The sequence below is a fragment of the Caulobacter vibrioides genome, assembly GCF_002858865.1.
GTDB lineage: Bacteria > Pseudomonadota > Alphaproteobacteria > Caulobacterales > Caulobacteraceae > Caulobacter > Caulobacter vibrioides.
In genome coordinates this window covers 151,723-178,202 of record NZ_PJRR01000009.1, presented here as the reverse complement: position 1 = coordinate 178,202, position 26,480 = coordinate 151,723, and the positions used below count along the sequence as shown (strand labels likewise).

At 66.1% G+C, this 26,480-nt stretch carries 29 protein-coding genes and 3 tRNA genes; 25 read left to right on the top strand and 7 right to left on the bottom strand.

Annotated features, from left to right (window positions below; all coding sequences use genetic code 11):
* Positions 1-36: 36 nt before the first annotated feature.
* From CVUC_RS06150 to CVUC_RS06140, 3 genes are all read left to right on the top strand, one after another.
* On the top strand, positions 37-1,068 hold the full coding sequence (locus tag CVUC_RS06150) for a N(4)-(beta-N-acetylglucosaminyl)-L-asparaginase (protein ID WP_096033732.1): 1,032 nt from the start codon (positions 37-39) through the stop codon (positions 1,066-1,068).
* A 65-nt stretch (positions 1,069-1,133) separates the two neighbouring features.
* Positions 1,134-1,994: a dienelactone hydrolase family protein gene (locus tag CVUC_RS06145; protein ID WP_096033731.1), complete on the top strand. Its 861-nt coding sequence runs from the start codon at positions 1,134-1,136 to the stop codon at positions 1,992-1,994.
* Between the two features lie 161 nt (positions 1,995-2,155).
* On the top strand, positions 2,156-3,658 hold the full coding sequence (locus CVUC_RS06140; RefSeq protein ID WP_096034790.1) for a GH39 family glycosyl hydrolase: 1,503 nt from the start codon (positions 2,156-2,158) through the stop codon (positions 3,656-3,658).
* 12 nt (positions 3,659-3,670) lie between these two features.
* Here CVUC_RS06140 and CVUC_RS06135 read toward each other — a convergent pair whose 3' ends face one another.
* On the bottom strand, positions 3,671-3,829 hold the full coding sequence (locus CVUC_RS06135; protein WP_012640476.1) for a LuxR C-terminal-related transcriptional regulator: 159 nt from the start codon (positions 3,827-3,829) through the stop codon (positions 3,671-3,673).
* A gap of 339 nt (positions 3,830-4,168) precedes the next feature.
* Between CVUC_RS06135 and CVUC_RS06130 the strand changes: the two genes are divergently transcribed.
* On the top strand, positions 4,169-5,209 hold the full coding sequence (locus tag CVUC_RS06130; RefSeq protein WP_012640475.1) for a LacI family DNA-binding transcriptional regulator: 1,041 nt from the start codon (positions 4,169-4,171) through the stop codon (positions 5,207-5,209).
* Between the two features lie 9 nt (positions 5,210-5,218).
* A complete protein-coding gene (locus CVUC_RS06125) occupies positions 5,219-6,511 on the top strand; it encodes an MFS transporter (RefSeq protein WP_096033730.1) in 1,293 nt (430 codons plus the stop codon).
* Between the two features lie 121 nt (positions 6,512-6,632).
* Here CVUC_RS06125 and CVUC_RS06120 read toward each other — a convergent pair whose 3' ends face one another.
* The gene (locus CVUC_RS06120; protein ID WP_096033729.1) at positions 6,633-7,607 is read right to left on the bottom strand and encodes an NAD(P)-dependent alcohol dehydrogenase; all 975 of its coding nucleotides are present in this window, start codon (positions 7,605-7,607) and stop codon (positions 6,633-6,635) included.
* An 89-nt stretch (positions 7,608-7,696) separates the two neighbouring features.
* Here CVUC_RS06120 and CVUC_RS06115 point away from each other — a divergent pair, with 89 nt between their 5' ends.
* Complete coding sequence (locus CVUC_RS06115) at positions 7,697-8,605, top strand: LysR family transcriptional regulator (protein WP_096033728.1); 909 nt, start codon at positions 7,697-7,699, stop codon at positions 8,603-8,605.
* Positions 8,606-8,719: 114 nt separating this feature from the next.
* Here CVUC_RS06115 and CVUC_RS06110 read toward each other — a convergent pair.
* A tRNA-Thr gene (locus CVUC_RS06110) sits at positions 8,720-8,794 on the bottom strand.
* A gap of 90 nt (positions 8,795-8,884) precedes the next feature.
* On the opposite strand from CVUC_RS06110, the gene CVUC_RS06105 reads away from it, so the two are divergent.
* The 13 genes from CVUC_RS06105 to CVUC_RS06045 all read left to right on the top strand — a co-directional run bounded on the left by CVUC_RS06105 (position 8,885) and on the right by CVUC_RS06045 (position 17,759).
* The gene (locus CVUC_RS06105) at positions 8,885-9,334 is read left to right on the top strand and encodes a hypothetical protein (RefSeq protein ID WP_096034789.1); all 450 of its coding nucleotides are present in this window, start codon (positions 8,885-8,887) and stop codon (positions 9,332-9,334) included.
* Positions 9,335-9,431: 97 nt separating this feature from the next.
* Positions 9,432-10,721: a UDP-N-acetylglucosamine 1-carboxyvinyltransferase gene (gene murA / locus CVUC_RS06100; RefSeq protein ID WP_096033727.1), complete on the top strand. Its 1,290-nt coding sequence runs from the start codon at positions 9,432-9,434 to the stop codon at positions 10,719-10,721.
* Between the two features lie 2 nt (positions 10,722-10,723).
* Positions 10,724-11,164, top strand: a complete 441-nt coding sequence (locus tag CVUC_RS06095; protein WP_096033726.1) for a DUF2948 family protein — start codon at positions 10,724-10,726, stop codon at positions 11,162-11,164.
* 187 nt (positions 11,165-11,351) lie between these two features.
* Complete coding sequence (locus tag CVUC_RS06090; protein WP_010920206.1) at positions 11,352-11,546, top strand: hypothetical protein; 195 nt, start codon at positions 11,352-11,354, stop codon at positions 11,544-11,546.
* A 120-nt stretch (positions 11,547-11,666) separates the two neighbouring features.
* Entirely contained in the window at positions 11,667-13,133 is a 1,467-nt protein-coding gene (locus CVUC_RS06085) for an NCS1 family nucleobase:cation symporter-1 (RefSeq protein WP_096033725.1), read from the top strand.
* Positions 13,134-13,178: 45 nt separating this feature from the next.
* Complete coding sequence (gene hisD, locus CVUC_RS06080; RefSeq protein WP_096033724.1) at positions 13,179-14,465, top strand: histidinol dehydrogenase; 1,287 nt, start codon at positions 13,179-13,181, stop codon at positions 14,463-14,465.
* 21 nt (positions 14,466-14,486) lie between these two features.
* On the top strand, positions 14,487-14,966 hold the full coding sequence (locus CVUC_RS06075; RefSeq protein WP_096033723.1) for a UPF0262 family protein: 480 nt from the start codon (positions 14,487-14,489) through the stop codon (positions 14,964-14,966).
* A gap of 2 nt (positions 14,967-14,968) precedes the next feature.
* The gene (locus CVUC_RS06070) at positions 14,969-15,427 is read left to right on the top strand and encodes a low molecular weight phosphatase family protein (protein ID WP_010920202.1); all 459 of its coding nucleotides are present in this window, start codon (positions 14,969-14,971) and stop codon (positions 15,425-15,427) included.
* Between the two features lie 96 nt (positions 15,428-15,523).
* Positions 15,524-15,742 (top strand): translation initiation factor IF-1, encoded by a 219-nt coding sequence (gene infA / locus CVUC_RS06065; protein WP_004617696.1) that lies wholly within the window; start codon positions 15,524-15,526, stop codon positions 15,740-15,742.
* 7 nt (positions 15,743-15,749) lie between these two features.
* Positions 15,750-16,355: a Maf family protein gene (locus CVUC_RS06060; RefSeq protein ID WP_012640472.1), complete on the top strand. Its 606-nt coding sequence runs from the start codon at positions 15,750-15,752 to the stop codon at positions 16,353-16,355.
* Positions 16,352-17,413: a ribonuclease E/G gene (locus CVUC_RS06055; RefSeq protein WP_096033722.1), complete on the top strand. Its 1,062-nt coding sequence runs from the start codon at positions 16,352-16,354 to the stop codon at positions 17,411-17,413. The genes CVUC_RS06060 and CVUC_RS06055 overlap by 4 nt, the downstream gene beginning before the upstream one ends.
* Complete coding sequence (locus tag CVUC_RS06050) at positions 17,410-17,583, top strand: DNA gyrase inhibitor YacG (RefSeq protein WP_096033721.1); 174 nt, start codon at positions 17,410-17,412, stop codon at positions 17,581-17,583. The genes CVUC_RS06055 and CVUC_RS06050 overlap by 4 nt, the downstream gene beginning before the upstream one ends.
* 100 nt (positions 17,584-17,683) lie before the next feature.
* Positions 17,684-17,759, top strand: a tRNA-Phe gene (locus CVUC_RS06045).
* Positions 17,760-17,912: 153 nt separating this feature from the next.
* Here CVUC_RS06045 and CVUC_RS06040 read toward each other — a convergent pair.
* Positions 17,913-18,512 (bottom strand): TetR/AcrR family transcriptional regulator, encoded by a 600-nt coding sequence (locus CVUC_RS06040; protein WP_096033720.1) that lies wholly within the window; start codon positions 18,510-18,512, stop codon positions 17,913-17,915.
* An 87-nt stretch (positions 18,513-18,599) separates the two neighbouring features.
* Here CVUC_RS06040 and CVUC_RS06035 point away from each other — a divergent pair, with 87 nt between their 5' ends.
* The 6 genes from CVUC_RS06035 to CVUC_RS06010 all read left to right on the top strand — a co-directional run bounded on the left by CVUC_RS06035 (position 18,600) and on the right by CVUC_RS06010 (position 23,072).
* The gene (locus tag CVUC_RS06035) at positions 18,600-19,040 is read left to right on the top strand and encodes a DUF2141 domain-containing protein (RefSeq protein ID WP_024265794.1); all 441 of its coding nucleotides are present in this window, start codon (positions 18,600-18,602) and stop codon (positions 19,038-19,040) included.
* On the top strand, positions 19,037-19,864 hold the full coding sequence (locus CVUC_RS06030; protein ID WP_096033719.1) for an SDR family NAD(P)-dependent oxidoreductase: 828 nt from the start codon (positions 19,037-19,039) through the stop codon (positions 19,862-19,864). The genes CVUC_RS06035 and CVUC_RS06030 overlap by 4 nt, the downstream gene beginning before the upstream one ends.
* Before the next feature lie 912 nt (positions 19,865-20,776).
* Positions 20,777-21,685 (top strand): MotA/TolQ/ExbB proton channel family protein, encoded by a 909-nt coding sequence (locus tag CVUC_RS06025; protein ID WP_010920195.1) that lies wholly within the window; start codon positions 20,777-20,779, stop codon positions 21,683-21,685.
* A gap of 5 nt (positions 21,686-21,690) precedes the next feature.
* Positions 21,691-22,125 (top strand): biopolymer transporter ExbD, encoded by a 435-nt coding sequence (locus tag CVUC_RS06020; RefSeq protein ID WP_010920194.1) that lies wholly within the window; start codon positions 21,691-21,693, stop codon positions 22,123-22,125.
* A gap of 10 nt (positions 22,126-22,135) precedes the next feature.
* Positions 22,136-22,867, top strand: coding sequence for an energy transducer TonB (locus CVUC_RS06015; RefSeq protein WP_012640470.1), 732 nt, complete (start codon positions 22,136-22,138; stop codon positions 22,865-22,867).
* Positions 22,868-22,995: 128 nt separating this feature from the next.
* Positions 22,996-23,072: transfer RNA gene (locus CVUC_RS06010), tRNA-His, on the top strand.
* A gap of 140 nt (positions 23,073-23,212) precedes the next feature.
* On the opposite strand, the gene CVUC_RS06005 is transcribed toward CVUC_RS06010, so the two are convergent.
* The 3 genes from CVUC_RS06005 to CVUC_RS05995 form a co-directional block, all read right to left on the bottom strand.
* Positions 23,213-24,652 (bottom strand): UdgX family uracil-DNA binding protein, encoded by a 1,440-nt coding sequence (locus tag CVUC_RS06005; RefSeq protein ID WP_096033718.1) that lies wholly within the window; start codon positions 24,650-24,652, stop codon positions 23,213-23,215.
* A complete protein-coding gene (locus CVUC_RS06000; RefSeq protein WP_096033717.1) occupies positions 24,652-25,881 on the bottom strand; it encodes a putative DNA modification/repair radical SAM protein in 1,230 nt (409 codons plus the stop codon). Before CVUC_RS06000 ends, CVUC_RS06005 begins: the two co-directional genes overlap by 1 nt.
* A 121-nt stretch (positions 25,882-26,002) precedes the next feature.
* Positions 26,003-26,281: an HU family DNA-binding protein gene (locus CVUC_RS05995; protein ID WP_010920190.1), complete on the bottom strand. Its 279-nt coding sequence runs from the start codon at positions 26,279-26,281 to the stop codon at positions 26,003-26,005.
* Positions 26,282-26,480 lie beyond the last annotated feature (199 nt).

Genomic DNA, 26,480 nt, shown 5'->3' with positions numbered 1-26,480 from the left:
TGTTACGGACTCGGTCGGGTCTGTTGGAGCATACCGATGCTGAATCGCAGAGGGCTTATCGGCGCGTCTTTGGCGGGATCGGCCATGATGGGCGCCAAGGCGGCGTTCGCCGCCGACGGGGCCGTCCGATTGCAGGGCGCCGGGGTGATCTCGACCTGGGACTTTGGTGTCGCGGCGAACCAGGCCGCTTGGGCTGTCCTGTCCAAGGGCGGCCGGGCGCTGGACGCCGTCGAGGCGGGCGCGCGGATTCCCGAGCAGGACCTGAAGAACCACAGCGTCGGCCGCGCCGGCTATCCGGATCGGGACGGAAACGTCTCGCTGGACGCCTGCATCATGGACGAGTTGGGCAACTGCGGCGCGGTGGCGGCGCTGGAGCATATCGCCCACCCGATCTCGGTGGCGCGCCGCGTGATGGAAAAGACTCCGCACGTCATGCTGGTCGGCGCCGGAGCGCTGCAGTTCGCGCTGGAGCAGGGCTTTCCGCGCGAGGAACTGCTGACGCCGGAGTCCCGCGCCGCCTGGGAGGCCTGGAAAAAGGACGCCAAGTACGATCCCAAAGCCAACAGCGAGGTCTTGGACTACGGCAAGACCACGGGGCGGCTCGGCACGCCGGGCGGGGCGGGCAACCACGACACCATCGGCATGCTGGCGATCGACGCCAAGGGAAACCTGTCCGGCGCCTGCACCACCAGCGGCATGGCCTGGAAGATGCGCGGCCGGGTCGGCGACAGCCCAATCATCGGCGCGGGCCTCTATGTCGACAACGACGTGGGCGGCGCGACCTCTACCGGTGTCGGCGAAGAAGTGATCCGTAATGTCGGCAGCTTCCTGGTGGTGGAACTGATGCGCCAGGGACGCTCGCCCGAGGCGGCCTGCCGTGAGGCCGTCGAGCGGATCTTGAAGAAAAAGCCCCAAGCCAAGGACATCCAGGTTGGTTTCCTGGCCGTAAACAAGGCGGGCGAGGTCGGAGCCTGGGCGATCCAGTCCGGGTTCAGCTACGCGGTGTGCGACGGTCGCAAACAGGACCTGCTCGTCCCCGGCAAGGCGACCTATTCGGCAGCCCGGTAAAGTGGATAGGCGAACGGATAACGCGGTTATAGCGTGCCGGTCCCAAATCTAAGGAGGAGACCGCCATGTGCGATGACGAAATCCACCCCGGCCTCATTCAGGATCCGACGATCTCTCGCCGCCGGTTCGGCCTGCTGACCGTCGCGCTGACCGGCGTCGCTACAGTCGCCCACGCCGACGATTCCGTCGTGGAGAAGGACGTCGCGGTCAAGACGCCGGACGGCGAGGCCGACGCGGCGCTCTTCTATCCCAAGGGCAAGGGCAAGTGGCCCGCCGTGCTGCTGTGGCCCGACATCTGGAGCCTGCGCCCGGTGTTCCGCCAGATGGCCCGTCGTCTGGCCTCGTCAGGCTATGTCGTCCTGGTCCCCAACCTCTATTACCGGACCAAGAAGGCGCCGGTGATGGAAGGGGCGATGAGCTTCGCCAATCCCCAGGATCGCGAAACGATCTCGGCCCTGGCCAGGACCGTGACGCCGACCACGGCGGTCACCGACGCCGTGGCCTTTGTCGCCTTCCTCGACGCTCAGCCGCAGACCAACAAGGCCAAGCGCGTCGGCGTTCAGGGCTACTGCATGGGCGGGCCGCTGGCCTTCCGCACCGCCGGCTCGAACCCCACGCGCATCGGCGCTGTGGTCAGCTTCCATGGCGGCGGTCTGACCGCAGACGGGCCAGACAGCCCGCAATTGCTGATCCCGAAGACCAAGGCCGACTATCTCGTCGCCGTCGCCGACAACGACGACAAGCGTGATCCGACGTCCAAGGACAAGCTCAAGGCCGCGTTCGCCGAGGCCAAGATCAAGGCTACGGTCGAGGTCTATGTCGGCGCCAACCACGGTTGGACCGTGCCGGGCAGCCAGGCCTACAACGAGCCTGCGGCGGAGAAGGCCTGGAGCGAACTGCTGGCGCTGTACAAGGCCGCCCTCTGAGGCCAGTGGGAGCGGCCGCTTCGGCCGGGTCGCTCCCATTTATCGTACATAACAATTGATAGCGCTATCATTGCCGTGTAGCCGTTACTCCAAAGACGTGGAGGAAACGGATGTCGCTATCACGCCGAGCCATCGTGGCGGGTTTGTCGAGCCTGCCGGTTGTGGCGAACGCCGGCCCCGGCGCTCGGGTCATTGATCTGGATCTCCGCCGGGCGGCAGGGCCCGTTGATCGCTTCTTCGATCTGTCGATCGGCTCGGACTATCCTGGCACCCTGATCCGCGAGGACAGCCAGGCGCAGCTGAAGACCACCGTCGACGAGCTGGGCTTCCGCTACATTCGCTTCCACGCGATCTTCCACGACGTGCTGGGCACGGTGAAGGTCCAGGACGGCAAGATCGTCTACGACTGGACCAAGATCGACCAGCTGTACGACGCCCTGCTGGCCAAGGGGATCAAGCCCTTCGTCGAGCTGGGTTTCACGCCCGAGGCGATGAAGACGTCGGATCAGACGATCTTCTACTGGAAGGGTAACACCTCCCACCCCAAGCTTGGTCCCTGGCGCGACCTGATCGACGCCTTTGTCCACCACCTGCGCGCCCGCTATGGCGTCGAGGAGGTGCGGACCTGGTTCTTCGAGGTCTGGAACGAGCCCAATCTCGACGGCTTCTGGGAGAAGGCGGACCAAGCGGCCTATTTCGAGCTTTATGACGTCACCGCCCGCGCCATCAAGGCGATCGATCCGAGCCTGCGGGTCGGCGGGCCCGCCACGGCCGGCGCGGCGTGGGTTCCGGAGTTCCTGGCCCATGTGAAGAAGAGCGGTTCGGCCGTCGACTTCGTCACCACCCATACCTACGGCGTCGATGGCGGCTTTCTCGACGAGAAGGGCGTGCAGGACACCAAGCTCTCGCCGTCACCGGACGCGGTCGTCGGGGATGTGCGCCGCGTTCGGGAGCAGATCGAGGCCTCGGCCTTCCCGGGACTGCCGCTCTACTTCACCGAATGGAGCACCAGCTACACCCCGCGCGACAGCGTCCACGACAGCTATGTCAGCGCCGCCTACATCGTCGAGAAGCTGCGGCGGGTGAAGGGCCTGGTCCAGGCCATGAGCTATTGGACCTATTCGGATCTCTTCGAGGAGCCGGGGCCTCCGACGGCGCCCTTCCAGGGCGGCTTTGGTCTGATGAACCCGCAGGGGATCCGCAAGCCGTCCTGGTTCGCCTACAAGTACCTGAATGCGCTGAAGGGGCGGGAGCTGGTCTGCGCTGACGATCAGGTCTTCGCCGCGCTCGATGGTGATCGCGTCGCGATCGTGGCCTATGCTTGGCGTCAACCCGATCAGAAGGTCAGCAACCGGCCGTTCTATACGAAGCTTCACCCCGCATCGGACGTCGAACCGCTCAAGGTCCGGCTGACGAGCCTCAAGCCGGGACGCTACAAGCTTCGTGTCCGCCGCGTCGGCTACCGCCGCAACGACGCCTACAGCGCCTATATCGATATGGGCTCGCCCACGACTCTGACGGAGTCGCAGCTGCAATCGCTGCAGGCTCTGACCGAAGACCGGCCGGAGATCGAAAAGGCATTGAAGGTGTCTGGAGAAACCGTCGTCGATCTGCCCATGCGGGCCAACGACGTCGTTCTCATTGAGCTCGAGCCGCTGGCCTAGGCTGACGACGCATCAGGCCTGCTGGGCGGTCCGCCGCCCACGCAGCGCCTGAACGGCGAGGGCGGCCTGGGTTCGGTTGTGGACGTTGAGCTTGCGCATCAGCGCGGTCATGTGCGCCTTGGCCGTGGCCTCGGCGATGCCGAGATCAAAGGGGGTCTGCCTGTTCAGCAAGCCTGTTCAGCAAGAAGGTCGACAACCTGCCGAACCGCGATCCGACGCCGTCGCCGCAGACCAACACCGGCCTCGACGCCAATCCGGCGCTCTACGACCTGTTGGGCCGCTTCTACCACGTGGGGGTCCGCTACGCCTTCTAGACGTCCCGGGCCGTCCGCATGCTCCTCCCCGGGGCGGCCCCGTCCGGATCCGATCGACCTGCGTCGAGTCGTGGTCCGGGCGACTTTCTTTCCGCTAAGGACTCGCCTGGCGGTTCGCGACTGGGGAGGCCGAGGTTTGAATGACGATTCTGGTGACCACGGGGGCCAAGGCCCAACGCGCTATGGGGCTGCGGCCTTGAACCGGCCGGAACGCATCCGGGGCGCGACGATGGCTGATGTCGCCAAGCGCGCCGGCGTCTCGCGGATGACGGTGTCTCGGGTGATGAACCACGAGGCCAAGGTCCGCGAGGACACTCGCCAGACTGTGCTCGCCGCGATCCGCGACCTGAACTTCCAGCCCAACCTGACCGCGCGCAACCTAGTGATGGACGGCGAGCTGCGCATCGGGGTGGTTTACTCCAACCCCAGCGCCGCGTTCATGAGCGATTTCCTCATTGGCGTCTTCGAGGAGGCGACGAGCGCAGGCGCGCGGCTGATCCTGGTGCGCGGTGAGGACGGCAATCCGCCGTCGGCGCCCGAGCTTGAAAACATGGTGCGAGCGGGAGTGCAGGGCGTCGTACTGGCGCCGCCGCTTGGCGAGTCCGCAGCGGCGCGTGACCTCCTGCGGGCGGCGGGCCTTCCGATCGCCGTGGTCGCGGCGGCTCGGCCGGTGGCTGACGCCATCAATGTTCGCATCGACGATCACGCCGCCAGCCTCGCCATGACCGGGCGGCTTCTGGCGCTGGGCCACCGGCGCATCGGCTTCATCACGGGCAACCCGGACCAGACCGCCAGCGCCGAGCGCCTGGAGGGCGCGCGGGCGGCGATCGCGGGGACGCCTGGGGCCGAACTTGTCGTCGCACAGGGCGGCTTCACCTACGCCTCCGGCCTTGCGGCCGCCGAGGCGCTGCTGGATGGCGGAGCGCCGCTGTCGGCGATTTTCGCCAGCAATGACGACATGGCTGCGGCGGCCGTGTCCGTCGCTCACCGCCGACATCTCGACGTGCCTGGCGACCTGACCGTGGTCGGCTTCGACGACACGACCGTCGCCACGACGCTCTGGCCGCCGCTGACGACCATCCGCCAGCCCGTTCGCCAGATGGCGGCGGTGGCGCTGGATCGGCTGATCCGGGCGGTGCGTTCCGACGCGCCCATCGCCGCCGACCATATCCTCGACCACGCGCTCATCGAGCGCGAGTCGACCGCACCGCCGCCCGCCGCCGGCTCCGCCTTCTAGGAGAACGCCATGTCCGACTCGTCCAGCGACCTGGAGCGCGCCACCGTCGGGCGTGTCACGCGGCGGCTGATGCCGCTGTTCTGCCTGATGTACCTGATCGCCTATATCGACCGGCAGAACGTCTCCTACGCCAAGCTCGACATGGTCTCGGCGCTGGGTCTGAGCGAAGCCGCCTATGGCCTCGGCGCGTCGTTGTTCTTCATCGGCTACTTCCTGTTCGAGGCGCCCGCGAACCTGATTCTCGCGCGGGTGGGCGCGCGGGTGTGGTTCGCCCGGATCATGTTCTCTTGGGGCCTGGTCACCCTGGCGCTCGGCTTCACCCAGAACGCGGCGATGTTCTACGTCCTGCGCTTCCTGCTCGGGGTGGCCGAGGCGGGGTTCTTCCCCGGCGTGCTCTACGTGCTGACCCTCTGGTACCCGCAGGCGCACCGCGCCCGTATGGTCGGGCTCTTCATGATCGCCTCGGCGTTCGCCAATGCGGTCGGCGCGGCGATCGGCGGGCTTCTGCTGGGGATGGACGGTTTCCTCGGCCTTGCCGGCTGGCAATGGGTCTTCCTGGTGACAGGGGCCCCGGCGGTCCTTCTGGCGCCCTATGTGCTCTGGCGGCTGCCGAGCGGTCCTTCGGACGCTCGTTGGCTTCCGGATGTCGAAAAGTCCTGGCTGGCTTCGACGCTCGCGGCTGAGCGGGGCGGGGAGGTCGACGATCATCGCGGCGCCTGGAAGGCGATCTTCGATCCTCGCGTCCTGATGCTGGCCGGCCTCTATATCGGCATGCCCCTGGGCGCCTATGGTCTCAGCTACTGGTTGCCCACCATCGTGAAGTCCTTTGGCGTGTCGAACACGGTCAACGGCTTCATCAATGTCATTCCCTGGTTGCTGGTCGCGGTGGCGCTGTGGTTCGTGCCGCGCCATGCGGCGCGACACGGCGCCAGCGCCTGGCACATCGCCGGACCCGTTCTGCTGGCTGCGGTGGCGTTGAGCCTCAGCGTCATTCTGCCGGGCGCGGCGCTGAAGTTCGCCATGCTCTGTATCGCCGCGCCCGCGATTTTCGCCGCTCAGCCGGTGTTCTGGAGCCTGCCGCCCAGCTTCCTCAGCGGCCCCCGGGCGGCTGCGGGGATCGCGACGATCAACGCCGTTGGCAATCTGGGCGGCTTCATCGCCCAGAACCTCGTGCCGGTCGTGCGGGACGCCACGGGAAGCGAGTTGGCGCCCATGCTGGCCTTGGCGGCGGTGCTGCTGGTCACGAGCCTGCTGATCTTCATCGTGATGGGGCGTCTTCGGAAGATGAGCCCGGCGACCTGACGGTTGCCGGGATCCAAGGTCTAGAGCATTTTCCGACGAAGTGGATCCGGTTCGTCGTCAGAAAATGCGTTAATACAAAGGGCTAGAGCATTTCTCCGATCCAAACAGATCGGAAAATGCTCTAGTCGGCGACACGGATCACGACGGCGCCGCGCTTTCGGCCAAGCTCGACATAGCGATGCGCCTCGATGATCTGGGCCATGGTGTAGCGGCGATCAATAACCGGCCGCAGCACGCCGCGATCCAGATGCCGGGCGATCAGGCTCATGTCCTCCGGGGAGTCGCCTGCGGAGAAGCCGCAAAGGACGCGCGGGCCCGAGCAGAAGCTCGTCCAGAGCGACTGCAGCAGGCGACCGCCGTCGACCTCGGCGAAGACATGTCGTCCGGTGGGCCCGAGGGCGTGGCGGCACTGGCTGAACCTCGTCGCGCCCACGGTGTCCAGGATGACGTCATAGGCCTCGGCCTCCAGGCGGAAGTCCGGGGCGGCGTAGTCCAGGGCGCGGTCGGCTCCCAGGTCGAGCACCATCTGAAGGTTGCGCGCGCTGCAGACGGCCGTGACGTGGGCTCCAAGGATCTTCGCGAGCTGGATGGCGAAGACCCCGACCGCGCCGCTGGCGCCGTAGATCAGGATCCGTTCGCCCGGTCGCAGCTCCGCCGTATCCCGGACGAAGGTGAGGGCCGACAGCGCGCCGAACGGGGTGGCTGCGCATTGGTCGTCGCTGAGCCGGTCAGGACAGCGCGCCAAGGCGGCCGTCGCCTTCACCGTGACATACTCGGCGTTGGCGCCTCCCAGCTTCATGCCGAAGACGCGATCGCCCGGGCGCAGCCCCTTCACAGCCGAGCCTAGGCCAACGACGTCTCCGGCGAATTCCATGCCGGTGATCGGTTGGCGGGGCCGGAAGACGCCGAACGCCAAACGCAGGGGGAGCCAGAACAGCAGCGGACCGCGGAACCCGCGCAGTCGGGTGTCTCCGGATGTCACGGTGCTGTTCGCGACGCGCACCAGAACTTCGTCTCGCCTCGGCTTTGGGCGTTCAAGCGTCTCGATCGCGAGCACATCGGGCGATCCGTAGCGTCTGCAGGTAACGGCCTTCATGGCGCTCTCCGGGTTTCGGAGCCCGTAGCTACGCGAAGCAAAATCGCATATGAATTCGATAAAATCGTATTTCAGATATTCAAAAACGTATGGATTGGCGAGCGCTTCGTTTTGACTGGAATCGCGCGCGGGCCTTTCTGGTCGCCGCCGAGGAGGGGTCTTTCTCCGCCGCGGCGCGCGCCCTGGGCCTCAGCCAGCCCACCCTGAGCCGTCAGATCGATGCGCTGGAGGCGGAGTGGGGCGTGGTGCTCTTTGAGCGCGCGGGCCGGGGTCTTGCGCTGACCAGCAGCGGACTCGAGGTGCTACAGGCCATGCGTGGCATGGGAGAAGCGGCCAGTCTGGTGTCGCTCGCCGTATCCGGCCAGGCCGAAGCCATAGCCGGTCCGATCGCGATCAGCGCCAGCGAGGTCAACGCCGCTCACCTGTTGCCGCCGATCGTTTCGGAACTGCGCGCGACCTATCCAGGCCTGGAGATCGAGGTCGTCGCGACCAACGCGCCGAGTGACCTCAGGCGACGCGAGGCGGACATTGCGATCCGCAACATGGTGTCGACCCAGCCCGAGCTCGTCTGCAGAAAGATCCGCGACGACCACGCCTTCATGTACGCCACGCCCGACTACATCGCGAAGTTGGGTCAGCCGCAGAACTTCGCGGCGCTCGCCGACGCCGAGTTTCTCGGGTTCGCCGCGACGGACGTGTTGATCAGGGCGCTCAATGGCCTGGGCGTTCCGGTTTCAAGCCGCAATTTCCCGGTCGTTTGCGACAATCACCTGGTTCAGTGGGAGCTGGTGAAGCGCGGCGTCGGGATCGGTCTCATCACTGCAGACATCGGCGACGCCGAGCCCGCCGTACGTCGTGTGCTGCCCGACATGGCGCCGATCATCGTGCCGATGTGGCTCGTGGCGCACCGCGAGTTGAAGACGAGCCTGCGTGTTCGTGTGGTCTTCGATCACCTGGCCAAGTCTTTGGGGCAAAGACGATCCGCGGCGGCGTCCTGACGCCGCTCATACGCGGCTTGCCGGCTATGACGCGTCAAGCGACCTCGTCATCGGACCATTTTACATTGAAGGGAATGGCGGGGACCCAAGCAACGAAACTTGCTTGGGTCCCCATGGTGCCGCCGGGCAGGATTGAACTGCCGACCTCAGCCTTACCAAGGATGCGCTCTACCACTGAGCTACGGCGGCGACGAGGAGGGGGCGTATAGCGAGGAGAATCGCGAACGCCAAGCCCAAAATCGTCTTGACCGAACAACTTTGTCGCCGCACGCCCGGATCATGCCGATCGACGACGACAAGGCGGCCCGCGAAGCCAAGCTGGCCGAGGCCCTCAGAACCAATCTTCGCAAGCGAAAAGCCGCGACCCGCAAGGATTTTGGCGGCGAGGACGCCGCCGTGTCCGCTGCAGAGGCCGCGCCGCAGCCGTATAACGACGTTCGAAACTTGCTGGGGATAACTCACGGCGCGGGCGAAAGACGGACGCTGACCCTTTCGCTCTCCGCGCCGTTTCCGAATCCGGGCGGCGAGGGATGGGCGGTGGCGGTGCGCCTGTCGGGCGACGGCGGGCAGTTCGACACCGAGGTCGGCAAGGCGGCGTTCGGCGAGGATGGTCTTGCGGCCCTTCGCAAGGCGATCGATCTGGCGCAGGTGGCGATCGATCTGGCCAGCACGACTCATGCGCTGTTCTGGCCTGACGAGCGTCCCTACGATCTCTCCGCGCCGATTTAGACCGCCAGGGCCTTGCAAGCCCTCTTGCAACGGATAGAACGCGCGCCTCACATGTGGACCGCGCGGCGTCCCCACCCCGCGCGTTCGAGGGACCTTAATGGATCGCATCGCCATCATCGGCGGCGCGCAGTTGAACGGGACGATCCCGGTCAGCGGCGCCAAGAACTCTGCCATCAAGCTGATGGCGGCCAGCCTGCTCACCGACGAGCCGCTGCGCCTGACCAACATGCCGCGTCTGGCCGACACCCGCTTCCTGGGCAAGCTGCTGACGCGCCTGGGCGTGCAGGTCACCGAGAGCGATGGCCCGGACGGCCAGCAGACCTTGTTGCACGCGCCGGAGATCACCAGCGGCTTTGCGCCCTATGACCTGGTTCGCCAGATGCGCGCCTCATTCAACGTGCTGGGGCCCCTGGTGGCGCGCTCCGGCCAGGCCAAGGTGTCCTTGCCCGGCGGCTGCACCATCGGCGCGCGTCCGGTCGATCTGCACCTTCAGGCCATTGAGGCGCTGGGCGCCAAGATCGACCTGCATGAGGGCTATGTCTACGCCCAGGCCCCGCGCGGCCTGAAGGGCGCGGAGATCCGCTTCCCGTTCGTGTCGGTCGGCGCCACCGAGCACGCCATGCTGGCCGCCGTGCTGGCCGATGGCGTGTCTGTGATCCACAACGCCGCCTGCGAGCCGGAACTGGTCGACCTCCAGGAGTGCCTGAACGCCATGGGCGCCAAGGTCGAGGGCGCGGGCACGCCGACCGTGACGATCACCGGTGTTCCGCGCCTGCATGGCGCGACGCACGCGGTCATTCCGGATCGGATCGAGATGGGCACCTACGCCGTGGCGGCCGCCATGGCCGGCGGCGAGGTTCGCCTCAGCAATGCGCGTCCGGGCCTTATCGACGCCCTGCTGGACAAGCTCAAAGAGGCCGGCGCCAGCGTCGAAGAGACGGCCGATGGCTGTATCATCCGCCGTAACGGCCAGCGCCTGACCGCCGTCGACATCGAAACCGCACCGTTCCCCGGTTTCGCCACCGACCTGCAGGCGCAGTTCATGGCCTTGATGACGACGGCCAAGGGCGAGAGCCGGATCCGCGAGACCATCTTCGAGAACCGGTTCATGCACGCACCGGAACTGATGCGCTTGGGCGCCGACATCTCGGTGTCGGGCGGCGAGGCGCGGGTGCGCGGCGTCGACCAGCTGGAAGGCGCGCAAGTGATGGCGACCGACCTGCGCGCTTCGGTCAGCTTGGTGATCGCGGGCCTCGTCGCGCGCGGTGAGACCACGGTCAGCCGCATCTATCACCTCGATCGGGGCTTTGAGCGCCTTGAGGAGAAACTGGGCGCGTGCGGCGCCCAGGTCCGTCGCATCAAGGGCGACGGCGAGGCGGAACTGTAATCATGGCCGAGGCCGCCAAGCCCTTGCGACTGCTGGCGCACGACGCTGACGATCTGAGCGTCCTGTCGGCGGCTCTGCAGGACGCGATCGCCAAGATCGGCGATATCCGCTGGGACGCTCAGGCGCGCACCTTGACGATCGCCTGCAATCGCTTCCGCTGGGAGGCCCGCAAGGGCAAGCGGGGCGAACGTGTGCGCTCAGCCCTGCAGTTCGGCGATGTGACCAGCGTCCAGGCGCGCAACGTGCGCCGCGACGCCAAGGGCGCGGTGGTTGAGCTTTTGTCGATCAGCTTCGAGCCGGCGGAGGAGGCTCCGGCCGGCGTGGTGACCCTGACCTTTGCGGGCGGAGGCGACATGCGGGTCACGGTCGATTGTCTCGACGTCGCGCTGGCGGATGTCTCCGATCCTTGGTCGACATCCCGAACCCCGGGACACGCAGACTGAAAGCCTTGGATTTAGGCGCCTGCTCAAACCCTGAGCGGCGCCTTTTTTCTGATCTTTTGAGGGGCAGGCGCGGCGCCTGTGATTCTTCCCACGCGCTAGTGATCGCGCGGCCAATTCGCCCGAGGGGCGAGCGGTGTTAACCTAACATCACGCGTCCAACAGAGGCGCGAACGTCAGGGAGGCCCTCATGGCCAGAAAGACCGCCTACTCGATGGGCGAAGCCCAGTCTGCGTTTTTCCGTGCGTGCGACATCACCAAGCCAGAGCCGCCGGTGCTTCGTCACGGCGGTCCCTGCTTCGACTGGGGCCGCGCCACCTTGGTCGCGCTCAGCTTCCTGTTCTGCGCCGGGCTGGCGACGCTGGCCTACGCAGCGCTGGCGTAACCTGACCGCGCCATAACGACGTCCCGCCAATTGCCAGCGCGCGCGATCCGTTCCTAAGGTCGGGTCGCGTCGCGGCGGGGGCCGGCGCGTTGGGGACCGATCGCACCCGCGGAGAGCGGTATGCGCGCGCCCGACAGCGACCTCTGGAACGAAGACCTGGCGCCGACCGTAGAGGCCCAGCGCAACTGGCGTTGGTGGCATTTCGCGGCGCTCTGGCTGGGCATGGTCATCTGCGTGCCCGCCTACATGCTGGCGTCGGGCTTGATCGAGCAGGGCATGTCGGCCTCTCAGGCGGTGCTCACTGTGCTGCTTGGCAATGTCATCGTGCTCGTGCCGATGCTGCTGATCGGCCATTCTGGTGCGCGCTGGGGTGTTCCCTACGCTGTTCTGGCGAGGGCCTCGTTCGGCTGGAAAGGCGCGCGCGTCCCCGCCGTAGCCCGAGCGATCGTCGCCTGCGGCTGGTACGGCATCCAGACCTGGATCGGCGGCGGGGCGCTGCTTACCCTGCTGGGCGTCATCGTGGGGCGAAAGCTGGAGGGCGCGCCGTTGCCGCTGCTGGGGATCGGCGTCGGGCAACTGCTGGCCTTCTTCGCCTTCTGGGGCGTGCAACTGCTCTTCGTCACCAAGGGACTGACGGCGATCCGACGTCTGGAAACCTGGACGGCGCCGATCAAGATCCTGATCTGCGCTCTGATGGTCTGGTGGGCCGTAGACAAGGCGGGCGGCCTGGGGCCGATCCTGCACCAGCCGTCGGCCTTCGCCGCTGGCGGGGCCAAGGCCGGTCAGTTCTGGAGCGTGTTCGCGCCCGCTCTGACGGCCATGGTCGGGTTCTGGGCGACCCTGGCGCTGAACATTCCCGACTTCACGCGATTTGCGCGGCGCCAGTCCGACCAGATCATCGGTCAGGCCGTGGGACTGCCCGTGCCGATGGGTCTGCTGGCGCTGGTCAGCGTGGTGACGACCTCGGCGACCACGATCATCTTCGGCAAGGCGATCTGGGATCCTGTCCAGCTGGCGGGCGACATCGGCGGCATCGCTGTCGTGGTCGGGCTGCTGATCATCAGCCTCGACACCGTCTGCTGCAACATCGCGGCGAACCTGGTGGGGCCGGCCTATGACTTCTCCGCCCTTTGGCCCAGCAAGATCAGCTATCGGATGGGCGGCTGGATCACGGCCGTCATCGGCGTCCTGATCATGCCCTGGAAGCTCCTGGAGACTACCCAGGGCTACATCTTCACCTGGCTGGTCGGGTACGGCGCGCTGCTGGGGCCCATCGCCGGAATCCTCATCGTGGACTATTGGATCGTGCGCAAGGCGCGGTTGGACGTCGATGATCTCTATGTCCGCGACGGCGCTTACGCCTATCGCGGGGGTTGGAACCCCGCCGCCGTGGCGGCCCTGCTTCTGGGTGTCGCGCCCAATATTCCGGGCTTCCTAGCGGCCGCCGCGCCGCATCTCTTCGGGGGCGTCGGGAGCATCTGGACGGGTCTCTACACCTACGCCTGGTTCGTGGGCCTGGCTATTGCGGCCATCGTCTACGGCGCCCTGATGTACCGGTTCCGGACGCGCGACCCCGCCATTCCGTAGGCTTTCGGGCTTGCCTTGGTCGGAAAAAGCCGCATCTAGCAGGCCATGCGCCGCTTCCTGTTTTCCGACCCCGATTTCCAGACCGCCTTCAAGGCGTTCCTCGACGAGCGTCGCGGCTCGCCGGCTGATGTCGACGCCGCCGTCGCTGGCGTGCTTGAGGCCGTCCGTACGCAGGGGATCGAGGCGCTGCTCGACTACAGCCGCCGCTTCGACAAGGTCGACCTGACGGCCGAGACCATCGGCGTGACCGCCGAGGAGATCGAGGCCGGCGCGGCCGAGACGCCGGCGGACGTCCGCGAGGCCATCGCCTTCGCCGCCGCTCGCATTCGCGCCTATCACAGCCGCCAGCGTCCGGCCGACCAGGCCTGGACCGACGAGGCCGGCGTTGAGCTGGGATGGCGCTGGACGCCGCTGGAGGCCGTGGGGGTCTATGTGCCCGGCGGTCGCGCGGCCTATCCCTCGACCGTGCTGATGAACGCCGTCCCGGCCCAGGTCGCCGGTGTCGACCGCATCGCCATGGTCACCCCGCCCGGCAAGCTGCAGCCGGCCGTGCTGGCCGCCGCCAAGGAAGCCGGCGTCACCGAGATCTGGCGCGTAGGCGGGGCCCAGGCCGTCGCCGCCCTGGCCTATGGCGCGGGACCCATCCAGCCGGTCGACAAGATCGTCGGTCCCGGCAACGCCTATGTCACCGCCGCCAAGCGCCGCCTTTACGGCGTGGTGGGCATCGACGCCCTGGCTGGCCCCTCGGAGATCGTCGTGGTCGCCGACAACAAGAACAATCCTGACTGGATCGCCGCCGACCTGCTCAGCCAGGCCGAACACGACCCAGCCGCCCAGTCGATTCTGATCACCGATGATGAGGTCTTCGCCGCGGCGGTCGAAGAGGCCATCGCCGAGCGCCTCAAGACTCTAGCCACAGGCGAGGACGCTGCGGCCTCGTGGCGCGACCACGGGGCGGTGATCATCGCCCCGTTGGACGAGAGTCCGACCCTGGTCGACGCCATCGCGCCCGAGCACGTCGAGTTCGCGCTCGACAATCCTGAGCGCCTGTCCGACCGGGTGCGGCACGCCGGCGCGATCTTCCTGGGCCGTGTCACGCCCGAAGCCATCGGCGACTATGTCGCGGGCTCCAACCACGTGCTGCCGACCAGCCGCGCGGCGCGGTTCCAGTCGGGCCTGTCGATCTACGACTTCATCAAGCGCACCTCGATCGTGAAGTGCGATCCAGCCTCGTTCGCCGTGCTCGGACCGCACACGGTGGCCCTGGCCAAGGCTGAAGGGCTGCCGGCGCACGCCTTGTCTGCGTCAGTGAGGTTGCCAAGCGGCGACTGACGCGCGAACCTCCTGCGCCAGATGAGCACCGACGCCCGCGCCAACCACCGGATCAAGTCGATCGAGATCGACGAGGAAAGCCTCGCGGCCGCTTCGCGCGACCAGGAGCAGGAGCGCCAGGTCGCGATCTTCGATCTGCTTGAGGGCAACTACTTCGAGCCCGCCGAAGCCGGCGAGGGCCCCTACGATGTGCGCCTGTCGCTGATCGAGAACCGCCTGGCGTTCGACATTGCAAGCGCCGGTCACGCGCGCCGCCACCTACTGTCGCTCTCGCCGTTTCGTGGCGTGATCAAGGACTATTTCCTGATCTGCGACAGCTACTACTCGGCCATCCGCAACTCTTCGCCCCAGCAGATCGAAGCCTTGGACATGGGGCGACGGGGCCTGCACAACGAGGGCTCCAACCTCCTGCGCGAGCGGCTGGAGGGCAAGGTCAAGACCGACCTTGATACGGCGCGTCGCCTGTTCACCCTGATCTGCGCGCTGCACTGGCGGGGCTGACCGTGCCCCAGTCGTTGCCGGACGCGGTGCTGTTCACCTGCAACTACAACCGCGTGCGCTCGCCGATGGCCGAGGGGCTGTTCAAGCGATTCTATGGGACGCGAGCCTATGTCGACTCCTGTGGGCTCAAGTCTGATCCGGCCGGGGAGGGGATCGACCCCTTCGTTGTGGTGGTCATGGACGAGCTGGGTCTGGATGTCTCCGATCACAGGCCCAAGACGTTCGCGCAGCTTGAGGACGACAGCTTCGATGTCGTCGTCTCACTGACTCCGGAAGCGCAGCATCGGGCAGTCGAGCTTTCCCGTGATCGGGCGGTCGAGATCGAGTACTGGCCGACTCACGACCCCACCCTGACAGACGGCTCCCGCGAGGCGCGCCTAGAGGCCTACCGCGAGGTCCGGGACGCCTTGGCGGCGGCGATCAAGCGACGTTTCGGCGCGCCATCGACGTTTGGGGGGTAATTGCGTTATAGAGGCGCCTCGCCGCGAACGGCTCGTCCCGACAACCCTGTCGGGCGTACGCTCGCGGCTATCTGATTCGTCCCTTTGAGAGGCCTGATGGCTAAGGAAGAACTGCTCGAGTTTCCCGGCACGGTCAGCGAATTGCTGCCGAACGCCACGTTCCGCGTGAAGCTGGAAAACGATCACGAGATTATCGCTCACACCGCCGGCAAGATGCGCAAGAACCGCATCCGTGTTCTGGCGGGCGACAAGGTCCTGGTCGAGATGACCCCCTACGACCTGACCAAGGGCCGTATCACCTACCGCTTCAAGTAGGACGCCGATGGCTCCGAAGACGGCCGCCCCAGTGGCCGCCGGGCCGGCGCTGGTGCTGGCCAGCGCGAGCCCCCGGCGCCTCGATCTGCTCGCCCAGGTCGGCGTTACGCCCGACCGGGTTGATCCCGCCGACATCGACGAAACCCCGCTTCGCGACGAGACGCCCCGCCGTCACGCGCTCCGACTCGCGCTCGAGAAGGCGCGGGTGGTCGCTGCGCGCGCGCCGGGCGATTTTGTCCTGGCCGCCGATACCGTGGTGGCTGTGGGCCGCCGTATCCTGCCCAAGGCCGAGACCGAGGCGGATGTCCTCTATTGTCTCAAGCTCCTGTCGGGCCGGAATCACAAGGTTCTGACCGGCGTCGCGCTGATCGCGCCCGACGGCCGCGCGGCCACCCGGCTGGTCGAGACCAAGGTCGGCTTCAAGCGCCTGTCCGACGCTGAGCGCGACGGTTACGTCGCCAGCGGCCAATGGCGGGGCAAGGCCGGCGGTTACGGCGTCCAGGGCCTGGCGGGCGGATTCATCACCGACCTGCAGGGCTCCTACCCCAGCGTGGTGGGTCTGCCGCTCTATGAGACCCTGAACCTGCTTTCCGGACTGGGTTATCGCCCATGAGCGCCAAGGCTGCCTCCGTGCGTCGCGCCTATCTCTACAAAGGGGTGGGGGAGACCGTCGGCGTTGTGACGCTGGACGGGCGTCCCGAGCGGCTGATGATCGAATGGCCCGATGACGATCCGCTGGACGCCGAAGGCGTTCACGGCGTGGCCCGGGTGCGCAAGATCGAGAAGGCCTTCTCATCCGCCTTTGTGCAGTTGCCGGGCGGCCGGGATCTCATCCTGCCGCTTCGGCCAGACATGCCGGCCTTGGTGGAGGGCGGCGTCGTCGAGATCGAGATCAAGACCCCGTCTCGCGCGGACAAGGCCGGTGTGGCGCGCTTCGTGGCCGAGGGGCAGGGCGAGCCTCGGGTGCTGGCCCAGGGGCCATCGATCGAGGAGCGGCTGCGCCAGATCGTGAAGGCCGGTTCGCCGACGACGGGCGAAAAGGCCCTGCTCGCCGTCGAGGAGGCCGAGGGCGATGCGCTAGCGACGGTGTTCAGCCTGCCCGGGGGCGGGGACATCGCCGTGGAGCCGACTCGAGCTCTCACCGCGATCGACGTCGATCTGGGCGCCCGCGACGGCGCCGACTCCAAACGCGCCGCGCGCCTGGCCAACATGGCCGCCATCAATGTCGCCGCCCGTGTTCTCAGGCTGAAGGGCCTGGCGGGAATCATCATTTTCGATCTGGTCGGCCGGGGGCATGACGCCCAGGCCCTGACGACGGCCGCCCGTAACGCCTTTGCGCCTGATAATCCTGGCGTGGGAATCGGGCCCATCAGCAAGTTCGGGACGCTTGAGATGATCGTGCCTCGGCGAGCACCGCCGATTCTCGATCGGCTGCTCACGAGGGACGGCGACGTCGAGCCGCGCTATGTCGCGCGACGCCTGGCGCGCGCGCTGGAGCGTGAGGGCAGGGCGGACCCGGGAGGGCGCTTGACGGCCCTCTGTGCCCCCGCCGTCGCCGAAGCGTTCCAGGCCGAGCTGGACCAGGGCGTCGCCGAGCGCCTGGGTCGGCGGTTCGTTGTCGAAGCCGCGCCTGCATGGCCTGTTGAACGATTTGAGGTGTCCGCGAGATGAGCGCGAAATGTCCCATCTGCGCCAAGCCCGTTGATTCCGCGTTCCGCCCTTTCTGTTCGAAACGCTGCGCGGACGTGGATCTCCAGCGCTGGCTGAGCGGTCGCTACGTCGTGGTGGGTGGGGACGACGATGAAGAAAATCCGCCATCCCAAGACATCAACAGGGAATGATAAAACGGCGCTGGACATCCTTTCGCGCCTCCCCTATAGACCCGGCTCCTCGCTGCACGGCGAGGTCGCCAAGGCGGTTTCACCCCGCCAAAGCCCGGATGCCTGGGTAGCTCAGTTGGTAGAGCAGCGGATTGAAAATCCGCGTGTCGCTGGTTCGATTCCGGCCCCAGGCACCACCTTCCCTTCCAGTGTCGACGTCTAACGTTCGAGGGGCGTTGATTTTCAACGCCTGTCGTCCCGCGACGTTCAGGGCCGATCGTTCACAGCGAACGCTTTTGACGGCGCGGGTTGCGCGTCACAAATGGCGATCAGGCCTTTCGTCGGCGCCCTCAGTGGCCGAGCGCGTCGCCGAAACGGGAGAGAAGATGGGCGGTGCTGTTCTCTATCGCAGCGCCCCTTAGCCCCAACGTATCGAACGCCGACGAACTGCGCAGCATCGCCAATCCATGCAGGCCGGACCAGATGAAGAGCGCGTCAAGAACGATGGCCTCTTCAGCCAAGCTCCGCCCCTGCTCAGCGGCCTTTCGCCGGAGCGCGCTGAGCAGCATGTCGAATGCGTGGCGCGCCTTGGCCATCATTTCTGGATGCGTGTCGGTGCTTGGCAGAGGGGTGGCGAACATGAGCTGATATTGCAGGGGATGCTTGGCGGCGTACGCAAGATAGGCTTCGCCCATGAGGCCCATGTCGCGGTCCGGATCGCTGCTCTTGGGGTGCGCATCAAGATGGCGGGCGAACTCCTCGAAGGCGCGCGCGACGACTTCGGCCAGGATGTGGTCCCGGCTTGGAAAATGCCGGTAGGGCGCCTGATGCGACACCCCGAGCCGTCGCGCCACGTCCCGCAAGCTTAGCCGCTCCACGCCCTCATGCTCGATAATGGCCAGCGCCTCCTTGAGGCAGGCCTCTCTCAGGTCTCGTTCCGGTCTCGGCACTCTCGGCCTTCCGCTGCAGATCTCGACGAGAAAAATGCACGTGCCTGTTGACGCTGTCTACTCACGCTCCATATTGTCGTGTTGACACTGTCTACTAGGAGGTCTGTGATGCAGAAGCTGAGTTTGCTTGCGATCTTGTGCACGCTGAGCGCGACGTCGGCTTTCGCCGGCGACTTGACGGTGAAGGTGAGTGGCGTCGCCGGGGCCACGGGCCAAGTTGGATGCGGGCTTCACGCCAGTGGGGCAACCTTTCCGATGGGCCAAACGCCAGCCCAGGTCTGGGTTCCCGCCAATCCCGCCGGTGTGACGTGCCGCTTCGAGGGGGTGGCGCCCGGCGCCTATGCCGTCGCCGTCTCGCATGACCTGAACGGCAACCGAAAAACGGACACGAACTTCCTTGGCATGCCCACAGAAGCCTGGGGCGTTTCCAACAATGTTCGCCCGGGCTTGCGGGCGCCGCGCTTCGATGAGGCGCGCTTTGCCGTTCCGGCTGAAGGCGCGACGATTTCCGTGCGGATCGCCCGATGAGCAAGTCAGTTCAGAAAAGGTCACCACGCTATGGCGCGACCGCGCTGGTCACCGGCGCATCCGACGGGATCGGCGAGGCCTTCGCACGTGAGCTCGCACGGCGCGGCTACAACCTCATCCTCGTCGCGCGCCGGGAAGACCGGTTGCGCGCCCTGGCGGACGCGGTGCAATCCAAACACGGCGTTCAAGCGCGCGTCATCGCCGCCGATCTCGGCAGGGCCGAAGACGTCGAGCGCGTGATCGCTGCAACCGCCGCCGAAGATGTCGGCTTGTTGGTGGCTGCGGCGGGTTTTGGAACGTCGGGCGCGTTTGTCGAGCAGCCGATTGAGCCCGAGCTCGACATGATTGACGTCAATTGCCGTGCGGTCGTTGCGCTCACCCATGCCTTTGCGCGGCGCTTCATTCGACGCGGCGCCGGCGGTATTGTGTTGTTTGGATCGCTGGTTGGCTTTCAGGGCGTTCCGCGTGCCGCCAACTACGCAGCGACCAAGGCCTTTATCCAATCCTTTGTTGAAGGCTTGCGCCCAGAGTTAAAGCAGTTCGGCGTTGACGTGATCGCCGTGGCGCCGGGGCCGGTCGCCAGCGGTTTCGCCGCCCGGGCCAACATGGTCATGGGCGCTGCTGCAAAGCCTGGACGTATTCCGCGCGAGGCGCTGGCGGCCTTGGGGCGCAAAACCACGGTGCGTCCGGGGTTCTTGTCGAAAGCTCTCGAGGCGCTGTTCTTTGGGCTGCCGCGCGGCGCGCGCACTTTGATCATGACGCAGGTCATGAAATCCATGGCGCGCGGGACAGCGGACGGCATGCCCTCACCCCCGGGGCGATAGACGCGGCGGCAATTGCTCCAAGCTGTGAATTCCGTACCCGACGCCGGCCGAAACCGGAGAGGAAGTTTGGCGGGCGAGGCGGTCATCGGATGCAGTGGCGAAGCTTCGCCCAAGGATGATCCTGTTCGGGTGGGAATCTTGCTCATCATCCCGGGTGGTCGTCTGTCCGACGACCTGGGCCAGTGAGCGGGCTTTGGCGCCAGGCTTCCGACAGGCAAGACAGAATATGGCCTATGGGCGGGATCGAAGTCTCGCCCCGGCAATCGTACGGCCGCCCAAAAGATGACAGCCACGTGACAGCCACGTGACGGCGCGGCGGCGCGGTCCGCAAAATTGAAGCCATGGCTATCCGTCAATTCTTTGATCCGTTCGATTCCGACCCCGGTCGCATTGCCCGGCGCCCGCCTCGCGTCATCGGCGGCCCCGCTTGTTTCCGCCGTACGGACCTCCCATCTGCCGTGCAGACAGGCGCCTTTCTTCAAAGACCCGCGTTTTGTTGCCTTGCTGCAATGCAGCATGGTTTTTCTCTTTGGTAGGGAAAAACCGCCCCGAAATCCGGAAAACCGTTTTGTGCACTGCGGCAAACGCCAGGGGGGCGGGGGCGTGACGATGAATTTGTGCCCAAATGAGACCCTTGACGGTACGAAAAGGGGTTGCCAAAGGACCCCAGCCGCAATTCTAACATTGCGGTAAGACCGGAGCCCCAAAAGGGCGTCGGTTGCACGCGCTTCGAAACGATCCTTCTGGAGGCTGGTCCTCGTGAGGGGCGTAACGGGTCGAGCGCAGCGAAGCGGGTCCGCTGGGGGGGAGAGCTATCGAGCTCCAGGCGGACTATTCAGAGTTAGGGTGGAGACGCTCTCGCGCGACGACCCTCGGTCCAAACGTGCTAGACCAATCAGGAACTGGCGACAGATGCTCGACATTAAACGGAAGACCCCCTTCATCGCTCTCGTCGGCGCCATGGCGCTGATGGCGAGCGCCCCGGCTTTTGCCCAGGACGCCGCGGCTCCCGCCGCCGCTACTGCTGAAGCTCAACCGGCCACCGACGCCGCCGCCGCTCCGGCCGCGGACGCCGCCGCCGCCGCCCCGGCTCCCGAAGCCGCTCCGGCCGAAGAGGCCGCTGCGCCGGCCGCTCACTCGCTGACCCCGATCGGCATGTTCATGCAGGCCGGCGTCGTCGTTAAGGTCGTCATGATCGGCCTGGTGCTGGCCTCGGTTTTCTCGTGGGTGCTGCTGCTCACCAAGATTTTCGAGTTCGCCGCGCTCAACAAGCAATCGGACAAGTTCCTGGAAGCCTTCCGCGGCGCTCGCTCGATCGCCGACATCGCGCGCATCAGCTCGTCGGAAGAGTTCGAAGGCAACCCGATGGCCGACATGGCCGCCGCCGCCTCGCAGGAAGTTGAGCTGTCGCGTCAGGCCGGCCTGGCCGTCGCCGGCGAGCACCGCGACTCGACCCTGAGCCGCGCGACCTACGCCATCAACGCCGTTCAGTCCTCGCTGGCCAAGCGCCTGTCGGGCGGCATGGTGTTCCTGGCCTCGGTCGGTTCGGGTGGTCCGTTCATCGGTCTGTTCGGTACCGTGTACGGCATCATGACCTCGTTCATCGGCATCGCGAACACCAACACGACCAACCTCGCCGTCGTCGCGCCGGGTATCGCTGAAGCCCTGCTCGCCACCGGTATCGGTCTGTTCGCCGCTATCCCGGCCGTTATCTTCTACAACTACTTCCAGACCCGCATCTCGGCCTACGGCACGCGTTCGGAAGGTTTCGTTGCTGAACTGATGAACGCCATCTCGCGCCAGCTCGACAAGGGGGCGTAACACCCATGGCCGCCAAGCTTTCAGGCGGTGGGGGCGACAGGTTCAACGTCGAACAGAACAGCGAGATCAACGTTACGCCCTTCGTGGACGTTATGCTGGTGCTCCTGATCATCTTCATGGTGGCGGCTCCGCTGGCCTCCGTGTCGGTCGAAGTGAACCTGCCGCCGGCGGTGGCGAAATCCTCGCCGCCTCCATCCAAGCCGGTTTACGTCTCGATCAAACAGTCGGGGCAGCTCTACCTTGGTGACAACGAGACCAGCATCGATGAGCTGGGCTACGACATCACCAAGAACATGGGCCGTCGCGATCCGAGCAAGGAGCGCATCTTCATCCGGGCCGACGAAAAGGTTCGCTACGGGGCTTTCATGGAGGTGATGAACACCCTCCAGGATAACGGCTTCTATAGCGTGGCGCTCGTCGGACGGGATGATAGCCAGTAGGGGGTGATGCATGGCTGATCAAAATACGCCCGAGCATCGCCGCTACGATCCGCTCACGTCGGAAGGCCCACGTCGCAAGAAGGGTTTCGGTGCCTTTGGTATCTCCCTGACCGTCGTGGCTGGTCTGCACGCGCTGCTGTTCGCTTATCTGGCGAAGCAGAAGTTCGAAGCGGTGTTCCAGGAGTACTCGGACGACGCGACGGTTGTGGAGCTGCCTCCGCCGCCGCCGCCGCCGCCGCCACCTCCGCCGCCGCCGCCGCCGACCAATGAACCGCCGCCGCCTCCGGCCGTGGTTCAGCCGCGCCCGCCGGTGGCTCCGCCGCCGGACGTGACGCCGCCGCCGCCGCTGCCGATCCCGCCCGTTGAAAAGCGGGTGGAACAAACGGCTCCGCCGGTGATCTCGCCCACGCCGCCGGTTCCTTCGAACCCGCCGGCTCGTGCGTCGGTCATCACGCGTCCCGACTGGGCCCGTAAGCCCTCGGGTGAAGACATGGCCCGGTACTATCCGGACCGTGCTCAGCGGATGGAAGTCAGCGGTCGCGCGACGATCTCGTGCACCGTGACGGCTAAGGGCACTCTGGAAGGCTGCTCGGTGGTTTCCGAATCGCCGGCGGACATGGGCTTCGGCGATGCGGCTATCCGCTTGTCGCGCCTGTTCCGGATGAAGCCCAAGACCCTCGACGGCGCGCCCGTCGACGGTGGCCAGGTGACCGTCCCGCTGGTGTTCCAAGTCCCGCAATAGGGCCTGGATCACAGCGAAAGTTAGGGAACGCCCCGGAGTTTCGACTCCGGGGCGTTTTCCGTTCAAAACATCGGGATCGGTGCTTGATCCCGAAGGGCGATCCCACTAAAGACAACGCCTCGCGATGAGCCGGCTTAGCTCAGTTGGTTAGAGCGCTAGATTGTGGATCTAGAGGTCCTCGGTTCGAGCCCGAGAGCTGGTACCATCGCAAGTCCTTGAAAAGCCCGGCCTAGCCGGGCTTTTTTCGTTTCTGACCTCGGTGTCTGCGGCGCTGGTCGTTCACCTTCTCGCGGGCGCTTGACGACCTGGGCGCTGTCTTGATGGCCCAGCGATCACCCGCTGGCCTCAAGGGGATGTCGCGGCCAGGCCGGCCAGTCGGCCCGCCAGACGAAGATCGTCCACGAAAGAGCGGTAGGCGTTTTCTCTCGCCGCAGCGTCAGGCAGGCGCAGCAGGTACGACGGATGAAAGGTCACGAGCCCCTGGACCCCGTCCGGCAAGGGAAGTGGGCGTCCTCTGGTTTCACGGACAGGCGTTGGCCGCCCCATGACGCCGAAGGCGGCGGTCGCGCCCAGCATCACGATGACCGTCGGCCTGACCAATCGCCGCTCCGCGTCCAGCCACCATCGACACGCGCTCACCTCGCCCTGGGTGGGGGTCTTGTGGAGGCGGCGTTTCCCGCTGAGTTCATGCTTGAAGTGCTTCACCGCGTTCGTGACGTAGGTCTGCTCGCGCCGCACACCCACCTCGGCGAGCGCTCGGTCGAATATCTGTCCTGCAGGACCCACCAAGGGGCTGCCCGCGAGATCCTCCTGATCGCCGGGCTGTTCGCCGACAAACATCAAGGGCGCGCTGGGCGCCCCGTCACCCGGAACGCCCTGAGTCGCCTCCCGCCACAGATCGCAGCGCCGACAGACGCTGACGCCGGCGCGCACGGCGTCCAGAGTGGTCGGCGCACCAGCGTTGTAGGGCGCATCCCGAGCATGGCGCTGCGCGGCCTTCAGAGCGCGTTCTGACGGGGGACGCGGCGGCGTCGTGACCATGGCGGCCGCGCGATCCTGGGCGGCTTCGATAAGGCCTGGAATGAGCGCGGCCTCTGGGAGGTTTCGCCAGTACCGCTTGGGCATTTCCTGGCGCATCTGGCGTGGGTTGAGACGGGCCGGATTGAAGATCGACGCGTAGTAGGTTCGCCAGAGCGCTTCCTGGGCGTCTTCGGACGGCGCGTCGGCGGGATCCGCGCCCTCCGAAACCAATAGCCGCTGCCCGTTCCAGGCCACGCAGACGTCGGGTGTCAGGATGGTCCAGTTCATGTTGGAGAAGCGGCGTGCGAAGAAGGGCGCCGTAGCCTCGGTCACCCGGTGGGCGGGTTCGAACCAGGCCGCGTAGGTTTCCTTGGCTGCGTCCTCCACCCGGCGAAAGCGGACGAACGCCTTCATCTTGTGGGCGGCGCGGCTGACGGCCTTGGCCATGTCGCGGGCGCGCGCCATGTCCTGATCGGCGGGGTTCTCGATCAATCGCGGCTCGCGCTCCAGTCGCCAGAGAATGCGGTAGAGCAGGGCGAACCGATCCAGCGACCGGTTCAGCACGACCTGTTGAGCCATTTCCATGAAGGCGGCTGGAACGACGAACGTCGTTGCCGCGTCCGTCACCGGCTCAGCATTGTCGAAGAGCTCGCGCTCCACCGTCCAGACGAGCGATTCGGGACGCGCGCCCTGGGCCCGCAGGACCCTGGCGGCCCTTCGCCAGCCGGCGAAATCGACTTCTGAGGCGAGGCGAACCACTTGCATCAGAACAGGCTCAACTGAACGGCCGGGCTCAGGACGGCCTTCAGGTCGTCGCGGTCGGTCAGGGCGCCGGGACGCCAGTCGGCCGTCACGACGAAAGGTTTGGCGCGTTTCACAACAGCGCCGACCCGCTTCAGATCGTCGAGCGTCAGCCGGGTGACCCGACGGGCGACAAGCACTCTGGCGACGGCCTTTGCGCCCAGGCCTGGGATCCGGAGGAGCGTCTCCTTGTCCGCGATCTGGACGTCGACGGGGAACCGGTCTCGATGCCTGAGCGCCCAGCTGGTCTTTGGGTCGACCGACAGGTCGAGGTCCTGGCCGGCCGCGACGATCTCGGACTGCGCGAAGCCGTAGAACCGCATCAGCCAATCGGCCTGATAGAGACGGTGCTCTCGGAGCAGCGGAGGTCGGACGAGCGGCAGCCGGTGGCTGGCGTCAGGGATGGGGCTGAATGCCGAGTAGTAGACGCGGCTGAGCCGATAGGCGCCGTACAGGTTGGCGCTGCGGGAGAGGATATCTCCATCCTTGGCCTCGTCGGCGCCGACGATCAGTTGGGTGGACTGGCTCCGCGCAAAGGCGCGACGGCGGGCCTTTCGCCCTGGCTCGGCATGGTCGTCGATGGCCAGTCGCATGCGCCCCATGGCGCGCTTGATGTCGGTGGGGTCTTTTTCGGGCGCCAGGGCCTTCAAGCTGTCATCGCGCGGCAGCTCGATATTGATCGACACCCGATCGGCGTAGAGACCCGCTTCCGCCGCGAGCTCGGGTGAGGCCTCGGGAATCAGCTTCAGATGGATGTAGCCTCGGAAGTCATGCTCGAGCCGCAGCGACTTGGCCACCCGAACCATCTCTTCCATCGTGTAGTCCCCGGATCGGATGACACCCGACGACAGGAACAGGCCCTCGATATAGTTGCGCTTGTAGAAGTTGAGGGTGAGATCGACGACCTCCTGCACGGTGAACCGCGCCCGGGGCGTGTTCGACGAGATCCGGTTGATGCAGTAGGCGCAGTCGTAGATGCAGAAGTTGGTCAGCAGGATCTTCAGCAGGCTGATGCAGCGTCCGTCGGGCGCATAGGCGTGACAGATGCCCATGCCCTCCGTGGAGCCTACACCCTTGCCGTTCAGTGAGTTGCGTTTGACGGCCCCGGAAGATGCGCAGGATGCGTCATACTTTGCGGCGTCGGATAGAATGGCGAGCTTGCGCCGAAGATCGAGAACGGCCATGTCGAGCACGGTATCGTTCTTGATTTGTTCAGAAAAGGCCTAGGGTGCAACATCCTCACTAGGCTGGATGTCGCACCCCGAAGTCGCAGCGAGAGACCAGCGCCCGAAGGGCCGGCCCCTCTCTGAAGGCTTAGCCGTTGACGGCGTCCTTCAGTTGCTTGGCCGGCGTGAAGCCGACCTTCTTGCTGGCGGCGATTTCGATGGTCGCGCCGGTGGCCGGGTTGCGGCCGGTGCGGGCCGGCTTAGCCTGGACCTTGAACTTGCCGAAGCCGGGGATCGAGACTTCTTCGCCCTTCACGGCGGCGTCGGAGATCGACTTGAAGACGCCGTCGATGATGGCCTTGGCCTGGGTCTTCGTCAGTTTTTCGTCGGCGGCGACAGCGGCGTCGACCAGATCGGAAACGTTCATCTTCTCAAGCTCATTCCTGTGAATCAGGGAAGTTCGAGCCTGACGACGCCGATCGCGTTTGTCACCCGTTAGGAAAGGTTAAAATGCCGATTCACGGGGACAAAACGCCCGTGGGGCGGGGTTTTTTTGCGATTGAAGCGCCTCGCGGACGCGGAAGGAGGGCGTGAAAGGTCTACAGGACCGGAAATCGAGGACGCTC